General features: G+C 71.5%; 8 protein-coding genes. 4 read left to right on the top strand and 4 right to left on the bottom strand.

Going from position 1 to position 7,957, the window contains the following annotated elements; translation table 11 throughout:
- Nucleotides 1–160 precede the first annotated feature (160 nt).
- Nucleotides 161–1,600: a basic amino acid/polyamine antiporter gene (locus tag O2L52_RS15540; protein WP_270116603.1), complete on the top strand. Its 1,440-nt coding sequence runs from the start codon at nucleotides 161–163 to the stop codon at nucleotides 1,598–1,600.
- A 32-nt stretch (nucleotides 1,601–1,632) separates the two neighbouring features.
- Complete coding sequence (locus tag O2L52_RS15535; RefSeq protein WP_270116602.1) at nucleotides 1,633–2,994, top strand: arginine deiminase; 1,362 nt, start codon at nucleotides 1,633–1,635, stop codon at nucleotides 2,992–2,994.
- Here the strand turns inward: O2L52_RS15535 and O2L52_RS15530 are convergent.
- Nucleotides 2,948–3,418, bottom strand: coding sequence for a carboxymuconolactone decarboxylase family protein (locus O2L52_RS15530; protein ID WP_270116601.1), 471 nt, complete (start codon nucleotides 3,416–3,418; stop codon nucleotides 2,948–2,950). The two genes, O2L52_RS15535 and O2L52_RS15530, sit on opposite strands and share 47 nt — an antisense overlap.
- 168 nt (nucleotides 3,419–3,586) lie before the next feature.
- Between O2L52_RS15530 and O2L52_RS15525 the strand changes: the two genes are divergently transcribed.
- Entirely contained in the window at nucleotides 3,587–4,468 is an 882-nt protein-coding gene (locus O2L52_RS15525) for a sigma-70 family RNA polymerase sigma factor (RefSeq protein WP_270116600.1), read from the top strand.
- Between the two features lie 163 nt (nucleotides 4,469–4,631).
- Here the strand turns inward: O2L52_RS15525 and O2L52_RS15520 are convergent, their stop codons facing one another.
- Nucleotides 4,632–5,468: an aldo/keto reductase gene (locus O2L52_RS15520; protein WP_270116599.1), complete on the bottom strand. Its 837-nt coding sequence runs from the start codon at nucleotides 5,466–5,468 to the stop codon at nucleotides 4,632–4,634.
- A 202-nt stretch (nucleotides 5,469–5,670) separates the two neighbouring features.
- On the opposite strand from O2L52_RS15520, the gene O2L52_RS15515 reads away from it, so the two are divergent.
- Nucleotides 5,671–6,141, top strand: coding sequence for a rhodanese-like domain-containing protein (locus tag O2L52_RS15515; RefSeq protein ID WP_270116598.1), 471 nt, complete (start codon nucleotides 5,671–5,673; stop codon nucleotides 6,139–6,141).
- Between the two features lie 302 nt (nucleotides 6,142–6,443).
- Here O2L52_RS15515 and O2L52_RS15510 read toward each other — a convergent pair whose 3' ends face one another.
- Nucleotides 6,444–7,256 carry a hypothetical protein gene (locus O2L52_RS15510; protein ID WP_270116597.1) on the bottom strand — a complete coding sequence of 271 codons (813 nt, stop codon included), beginning with the start codon at nucleotides 7,254–7,256 and terminating at the stop codon, nucleotides 6,444–6,446.
- Nucleotides 7,253–7,795, bottom strand: a complete 543-nt coding sequence (locus tag O2L52_RS15505; protein WP_270116596.1) for a SigE family RNA polymerase sigma factor — start codon at nucleotides 7,793–7,795, stop codon at nucleotides 7,253–7,255. The genes O2L52_RS15510 and O2L52_RS15505 overlap by 4 nt, the downstream gene beginning before the upstream one ends.
- Between the last annotated feature and the right edge of the window lie 162 nt (nucleotides 7,796–7,957).

Here is a 7,957-nt window from a genome sequence, read left to right as displayed (position 1 = left end):
CGCCGAGACCGCCGGCCACCGCGCCCCCCTGTGACCCGCGCGGCCCACCCGCGGCCCCCCGCCCGCGGTTCGGCGAATCCGAGTCCCCGTCAGCCTCCCGGCGTTATATTCAGGACTCCAGTGCCCTAACGGGCCTCAACGGCGTGACCTGCGAGGACACATGGCCCAACCCGTGAACGAGGTCCAAGCGCCCCGAGCGGCCAAGCTCGCCTTCTGGACGCTCACCTCCATGGTCGTCGGGTCCATGGTCGGCGCCGGCGTCTTCTCCCTCCCGTCCCGGTTCGCGCAGGAGACCGGCGTCGCCGGCGCCCTCATCTCCTGGGCCGTCGCCGGCACCGGCATGCTCATGCTCGCGTTCGTCTTCCAGAACCTCGCCAACCGCCGCCCCGACCTCGACGCCGGCGTCTACGCCTACGCCAAGGCCGGATTCGGCGAATACCCCGGCTTCTTCTCCGCGTTCGGCTACTGGGCCAGCGCCTGCGTCGGCAACGTGACCTACTGGGTGCTCATCATGTCGACGGCGGGCGCGCTCGTGCCCGCCCTCGGCGAAGGCGACACGGTCCTCGCGATCGTGCTCTCCTCCGCCGGCCTCTGGGGGTTCTTCCTGCTCATCAAGCAGGGCGTGAAGGAGGCCGCGGCGATCAACCGGATCGTCACCGTCGCCAAGCTCATCCCGATCTGCGTGTTCGTGCTCCTCTCCCTGTTCGTGTTCGACCCGGCCGTGTTCGCCGCGAACTTCGGCGGCGCCGACTACGCCGGTTCGCTGTTCAGCCAGGTCAGGGGCACCATGCTCGCGACGGTGTTCGTGTTCCTCGGGGTCGAGGGCGCGAGCGTCTACTCCCGGCACGCGAAGCGCCGCTCCGACGTCGGGCGGGCCACCGTGATCGGGTTCCTCTCCGTGTTCGCGGTCTTCGCGTCGGTCACGATCGTGTCGTACGGGATCCTGCCGATGGAGGAGATCGCCGAGCTGCGGCAGCCGTCGATGGCCGGGGTCCTGGAGGCCGCGGTCGGCACCTGGGGCATGGTGTTCGTCTCGATCGGCCTGGTCATCTCGGTGCTCGGCGCGTACCTGGCGTGGACGCTCATGGCCGCCGAGGTCCTGTTCGTGGCCGCCAAGGACAAGGACATGCCGCGGTTCCTCGGCCGGGCGACGACGGCGGACGTGCCCGTCCCGGCCCTCGTGCTCACCACGGCCCTCAGCCAGCTCGTCCTCATCGTCACCTACTTCTCGGACGACGCGTTCAACTTCGCGCTCGACCTCACCAGCGCCCTGTCGCTCATCCCGTTCCTGCTCGCGGCCCTGTTCGCGGTGAAGGTCGCGGCCGGGCGCGACGGGCGGGCCGCGCGCGGCGGCCGCCCGGAGATGACGGTGGCGGTGCTGGCCGTCCTGTACACGGCGTTCCTGCTGTTCGCGGCGGGCCTGAAGTTCGTCCTCGTCTCCTTCATCATCTACGCGCCCGCGACGATCCTGTTCGTCATGGCCCGCCGCGAGCAGGGCCGGCGCCTGTTCAGCCCCTGGGAGGTCGTCCTCCTGGCGGTCTCGATCGCCGGGGCCGTGCTCGGCGTGGTCGCGCTCGCGGCGGGCTGGCTGAGCATCTGAATGCCGAAACCGTGCTTCTGGGGGGAACCGCAATGAACGACCGAGTCCAGTCCTACGGCGTCCATTCCGAGGTCGGGAGGCTCCGCAAGGTCCTGGTGTGCGCGCCGGGGCTCGCGCATCGGCGGCTGACGCCGACGAACGCGGGGGGCCTGCTGTTCGACGACGTGATGTGGGTGGAGAACGCCCGGCGCGACCACGACGAGTTCGTCCAGAACATGCGCGACCGCGGCGTCGAGGTGGTGGAGCTGCACGACCTGCTCTCGCAGACCATGGCGGACAAGGAGGCCCGCGGGTGGCTCCTGGACCGCAAGATCACGCCGAACGAGGTCGGGCTGGGGCTCATCGAGCCGACCCGCGAGTACCTGGAGTCGCTGGGCCCGGCCGACCTGGCCGAGCACCTCATCGGCGGCATGTCCACACACGACCTGCCGCAGGACCTGCGGCCGGGGTATGTGGGGCTGGCGCGGGAGTCGACCGGTGCGCGCGAGTACCTCATGCCGCCGCTGCCGAACACGCTGTACACGAGGGACACCACGTGCTGGCTCTACGGCGGCCTGACCTTGAACCCGCTGTACTGGCCTGCGCGCCATGACGAGACGCTGCTGATGAAGGCGGTGTACACGTTCCATCCCGAGTTCAAGGGCTCACGGGTGTGGTGGGGCGACCCGGACCAGTCGTGGGGGCAGGCGACGTTCGAGGGCGGCGACATCATGCCGGTGGGGAGGGGCGTGGTGCTCATGGGGATGAGCGAGCGCACCTCCCGGCAGGCGATCACGCAGGTCGCGAAGGCCCTGTTCGACCAGGGCGCGGCCGAGCGGGTGGTGGTGGCGGGGATGCCGAAGCTGCGGGCGGCGATGCACCTGGACACGGTGTTCACGTTCGCCGACCGCGACGTGGTCACGCTGTACCCCAAGATCATGGACGCGGTGCACACGTTCTCCCTGCGGCCCAGCGACCGGTCGCCGGGGCTGGAGCTGGAGGACCACGGGTCGGCGGCGTTCACCGACGTCGTCGCCGAGGCGCTCGGCCTGCAGCGGCTGCGGGTGATCGCGACGGGCGGCGACGTGTACGCCTCCGAACGGCAGCAGTGGGACTCGGGGAACAACGCGGTCGCGCTCGAACCGGGCGTGGTGATGACGTACGACCGGAACACGCAGACGAACACGCTGCTGCGGGACGCCGGGATCGAGGTCATCCCGATCGTCGGCGCCGAGCTCGGGCGCGGCAGGGGCGGCGGGCACTGCATGACCTGCCCGCCCCCCCGCCCCCCGGTGCCCTTCGCCCCCGGGCGGGGGGGGGGGCCGGGGGGGGCCCCCGCCCTTCGGGTGTTCCGGGTGGTGGTCCGGGCTAACCCCACTGGCCGGGCTCGTAGGAGCCGGCCGGGGTCTGGGTGATGGCGTTCATCCGGTTGTAGGCGTTGATGAGCGCGATGGTGGAGACGAGGGCGATCAGCTGGTCGTCGTCGAAGTGCTTGCGGGCGCCGACCCAGATGTCGTCGCGGACCCCTTCGCCGTCGGCGAGGCGGGTGCCGGCCTCGGTGAGCGCGAGCGCCGCCCGCTCGGCCTCGGTGAAGACCGTGGCCTCGCGCCAGGCGGCGACCATGGCGAGGCGCACGGGAGTCTCGCCTTCGTGGGCGGCGTCCTTGGTGTGCATGTCGAGGCAGACGCCGCAGCCGTTGATCTGGCTGGCGCGGATCAGCACCAGGTTGGGCAGGCCTTTCGGCAGTTCGGCGCCGGCGAGGGAGCGGCCGGCCGCGTTGATGTGCTTGGCGAACTTCGCGGCGACGGGGTTCGAGTAGTAGTCGAGGCGGGCTTCCATGGCGGGCTCCTTCGGTTCGTTCGGTTCGCCGCCATGACGGGCCGCCGCACCCCGATGTGACCGGGTGTGCCTTGGATCACGAGTCGGCGGTCGCGGAAGGCGGGACGGTCACGTTCGCGCTCCGGCGTGCGTCATACAGTCGACGACCCCGTCGAAGGAGGAGCGAGCATGAACGACGACCAGTGGCTGGCAGAGCGCTTCGAGGCCGACCGGCCCCGGCTGGAGGCCGTGGCGTTCCGGATGCTCGGCTCCTCCGGCGAGGCCGAGGACGCCGTGCAGGAGGCCTGGTTCCGCTTGGCCGCCAGCGACTCCGCGCGCATCGACAACCTCAGCGGCTGGCTCACCACCGTGGTCGGCCGCGTCTGCCTCGACCAGCTGCGGCGGCGCAAGTCCCGCGCCGAGCAGCCCATGCCCGACCACGCGCCCGAACCGGTCGCGCTCCCCGGGCCCGCGGACGTCGAGGCCGACCCGGAGTCGGCCGCGGTCATGGCCGACTCGGTGAGCCTGGCGCTGCTCGTGGTCCTGGAGACCCTCGAGCCCGCCGAGCGGCTCGCGTTCGTCCTCCACGACATGTTCGGCGTCCCCTTCGACGACATCGCCCAGATCGTCGACCGCAACCCGGCGGCGGCCCGCAAGCTCGCGAGCCGCGCCCGGGCCCGCGTGCGGGGGACCGGTGCGCCGCAACACCAAGCGGTCTCGAAGCAGCGCACGGTGGTCGAGGCGTTCCTCGCCGCGGCGCGCGGCGGGGACTTCGAAGCGCTCGTCTCGGTGCTCGACCCCGACATCACCCTGCGCACGGACGCGGCCGCGGTCGGCCAGATCATCCGCGGCGCGGCCCAGATCGCGGGCGGCGCGATGACCTTCGCGGCCATGGCGACCGACGCGCAGCTCGTTCTCGCGGACGGCAAGATCGGCGTCGTCTCCTCGATGCCCGACCTCCCCACGCGCGTCCTCGTCTTCACCGTCGAAGGCGACCGCATCATCGCCATGGAAGGCGTCACCGACCCCGACCGCGTGCGCGCCATGGAACTCACGCTCCTCGAGGACTGAGCGTCTGCGAGCAGGGCGAACGAAGCGGGGGGGGGGGGGGGGCGCGCCGGGGGGGGGGGGGGGGCGCGGGCCGCCCCCGGGGCGGGGCGGGGCCCGCGCCCCCCCGCCGCGCGCCCCGGCCCCCCCCGCCGGGGGCGGCGCCCCCCCCCCCCCCGCGAAACCGCTAGTGGCCGAACGCGTCCGAGTCAGCCGCCGCCGCCTCGCCCTGGTCCAGGGCGGCCAGCGCCATCACGTCGTCCGGTTCGAGCTGGAAGTCGAACACGTCGAGGTTCTGCGCCAGGCGCTCCGGGTCGCTCGACTTGGGCACCACCGCGAGGCCGGAGTCGAGGTGCCAGCGCAGCACCACCTGCACGGGCGTCTTCCCGTACTTCTCGGCCAGCTGCAGCACCTTCGGCTCGTTGCGCACCTCGCCGCCCTCGCCGCCGATCGGCGACCACGACTGCGTCACGATCCCGCGCTCCTTGTGGTACGCCCGCGTTTCGAGCCGGGTCGTCAAGGGGCTCAACTGGATCTGGTTCACATCCGGGATCACGCCGGTGGCTTCTATGATGCGGTCCAGGTGCGCCGGTTTGAAGTTCGAGGTGCCGATCGCCTTGACCCGGCCCGACTCGAGCAGCCGCACCAGGCCCTGCCAGGCCTCGATGTACTTGCCTTGGTCGGGGTTGGGCCAGTGGATGAGCAGGAGGTCGAGGTAGTCGAGCCCGAGCCGGTCGAGGCCGCGTGCGCACGCCTCGGCGGCGAGCTCGACGCCGTGCCATTCCTTGTTGAACTTGGTGGTCACGAACAGCTCTTCGCGGGCCACGCCGGAGGCTTTGACCCCGAGCCCGACGCCGCGCTCGTTCTTGTAGTTCTCGGCCGTGTCGACCAGCCGGTAGCCGAGGCCGATCGCCTCGGCGACGACGCGTTCGGCCTCGGCGTCGTCCATCGGCCAGGTGCCCAGGCCCAGCAGCGGCATGGCCGCGCCGTGCGCGAGTTCGACGGTCGGTGCGGTGGTTGGCATGGGAGAAGCCTCTCTGGTCGGAGGCGCCGCCGGGGCGGCGCTGGTGCAGGACTCGGTGCGAGGGGACGCCGGGACCTACGCTACCGCCGCTCGAGTACCCGCGAATCCGGGCGAAACACCCGTACCGCCGCGACGTTCCCACATCATGACCACCTTTGTGTCAAGTGCTCATAACTTTGTACCGGCACATAGATTTCGAGGCATGGAAACGAACCCGAACGCCGTCCTGCGCGTCCCCCCGGCCTCCCCTGCCGACGCCCTCGCGTACTTCACCGGCCTCATGACCTACAGCACCGACGTCTCAGACGTCCACGCCGCCGCCGAGGACGAGGACCCCGGGTTCACCCTCGTCGACACCCGCGGCGACGCCGCCTGGTTCCAGGGCCGCATCCCCGGCGCCGTGCACCTGCCGACCGATGACATCGCCGCCCGCGCCGACGGGCTCATCGACCCCGCCCGGCCCGTCGTCGTCTACTGCTGGGGCCCCGGCTGCAACGGCGCCTACCGCGCCGCCGCCGCGTTCGCGGCGATCGGCTACCAGGTCAAGTACATGATGGGCGGCTTCGAGTACTGGGTGCGCGAAGGCCTCCCGGTCGCCACCGACGCCGGCGTCGAACGCGGCCGGCCCGACCCGCTCACCGCCCCCTCGAGCGGCGTCGCCTGCGACTGCTGAACCGGTGCGGGACCACTTTCGAGCTGATCAGTTTCTGACAACGCCTTCGGCGCGTCCAGGTTTTCTGGCCGCAATCCTGGCCGGTATCGGACGCTCGGGCGTTTCCTGTCGTACCCGCGGAGTACTTTTGCGCCAGGGGTCCCTTAGGGGGGATTTATGCGGATATTTCGGGACCGCACCCCTTTCATATTCGCGGAACGGGGACCGGGCCATCGGCCCGGTCCCCGTTCTCGCCCTGGGGTCGCCGCGTCGAGCGGCGGAGTCTTTCAGCAGCGGAGCCTTTCAGCGCCGCGGCGCGCCCGTCATTTGAAGTCGCCTTCGCTCGCGCCGGCCTCGCCGCCCTCGGTCTCGGCCTCGAAGGTGAACCGGTCCTCGTCCACGCTGCGCGTGCCCGCGTTGTGGTTGAACTGGCCCGCGAGCGTGTACTCGCCGGCCGGGAGTACCGCGTCGTCCTTCAGGCTCCAGCGGTACACCAGGAAGCCGTCCTCCCTGGTCACCACCGCCGCGTTGAACCAGGTGTCGCCCGTGGTCCACGCCCCGGTCGACTCCACGCCCGCGCCCTCGGCCACCCGCAGCTCCACGTTCAGCTCCGTGAGCGGCTCCTCGCTGCGCACCTTCAGGTCCAGCTGCGACCAGAACTCCTCATCGCTGTCGGGGTTGAGTGAACCGTCCGTCCACAGCCAGGCGGGCCCCTCGGGGATCTCCGGGCTCGACGCGCCCTCGGACGCGCCGTCCTCGGATTGGCTGCCGTCCGGCTCGTCGCCGCCGCTATCGTCCGCGCTCGTCTCCTCGCCGCCGGTGGCGGCGTCGCCGCTGCTCGCGGGGTCCGTCGCCTCAGCGGACCGGGTGCCGGGTCCGGCCGCAGGAGGCTCTGGGGTCGGGCCGACCACCGGGCCGAAACCCAGGAACTGCCCGAAGAACACGATCACGCCGATGAGCGCCAGCGCCGCACCGGTCGCCAGCCCCAGCTGCGGAATCCGCCAGCCGGTGCGCACGGTCTCGGCCCGCACGCGGGGTTCGCGCATGCCCTCGGACACGCGCGTCCACATCCGGTCGCGGTCCGGTTCGTACTCCTCCGCGGTCACCCGGAGCCGGTCGTTCACATCGTCGTTCACCGCTGCTCCCCCTTCCTCATCGAAGCCCAGGCCGATCCCTCCTGGGGTCCGAGGATGCGCCGCAGTTCGGCCAGGCCCTTCGAGGTCTGGCTCTTGACCGTGCCGATCGAGATGCCGAGCGCGTCGGCGGTCTCGCGTTCGGAGAGTTCCAGGGAGTGCCGCAGGACGACGCAGGCGCGCCGCCGCAGCGGCAGCCGCTCCAGTGCCGCCCGCACGTCCACGACCGCCGCCGTGTCGGGGCCGTCGTGCGTCTCGCCGGGCCGCTGCCAGAAGAGTGTGTTGCGGCGCCGCTCGCGCACGGCCGCGCGGATGCGGCTCTTGGCGAGGTTGGCGACGATGCCGCGCGCGTACGCGATCTGCGACCGCGCGCGCCGGGCCTGGTCCCATTGCCGCCACACCGCGAGCATGGCGTCCGCCGCGATGTCCTCGGCCGCCCCGCTCTCGCCGATGAGCAGCCACGCGAAGCGCGCCAGCTCAGCGTGGTGCCGCTCGAAGAAGGCGCGGAAAGCGTCTTCTTCCAGCCGGGCGGGGACGTCCAACGGGGGGCCTCCGGTCGCGGGTCGAATACGGGGAGGCGGAGAGTCTAGCAATTTCACCATGGCGCCCTTGCCTTCAGCAGTGGTGAACGGCAGGCCGGCGGGCGCGAGCACCCCCGGTGCTCGCGCCCTGTCCGGTTGTGGAAAGCACCGTCCATGGCAGGA

This window comes from Glycomyces algeriensis (assembly GCF_027622855.1).
In the GTDB taxonomy this organism is placed as follows: Bacteria; Actinomycetota; Actinomycetes; order Mycobacteriales; family Micromonosporaceae; genus Glycomyces; species Glycomyces algeriensis.
Note: the sequence above shows the minus strand (reverse complement) of the source record. Positions and strands in the feature narration are given on the sequence as shown.

Coding starts and splice junctions, on each gene's coding strand:
- O2L52_RS15525 (WP_270116600.1), top strand. CDS start 3,587: ATGAACGACGACCAGTGGCTGGCAGAGCGCTTCGAGGCCGACCGGCCC.
- O2L52_RS15515 (WP_270116598.1), top strand. CDS start 5,671: ATGGAAACGAACCCGAACGCCGTCCTGCGCGTCCCCCCGGCCTCCCCT.
- O2L52_RS15520 (WP_270116599.1), bottom strand. CDS start 5,468: ATGCCAACCACCGCACCGACCGTCGAACTCGCGCACGGCGCGGCCATG.
- O2L52_RS15530 (WP_270116601.1), bottom strand. CDS start 3,418: ATGGAAGCCCGCCTCGACTACTACTCGAACCCCGTCGCCGCGAAGTTC.
- O2L52_RS15535 (WP_270116602.1), top strand. CDS start 1,633: ATGAACGACCGAGTCCAGTCCTACGGCGTCCATTCCGAGGTCGGGAGG.
- O2L52_RS15540 (WP_270116603.1), top strand. CDS start 161: ATGGCCCAACCCGTGAACGAGGTCCAAGCGCCCCGAGCGGCCAAGCTC.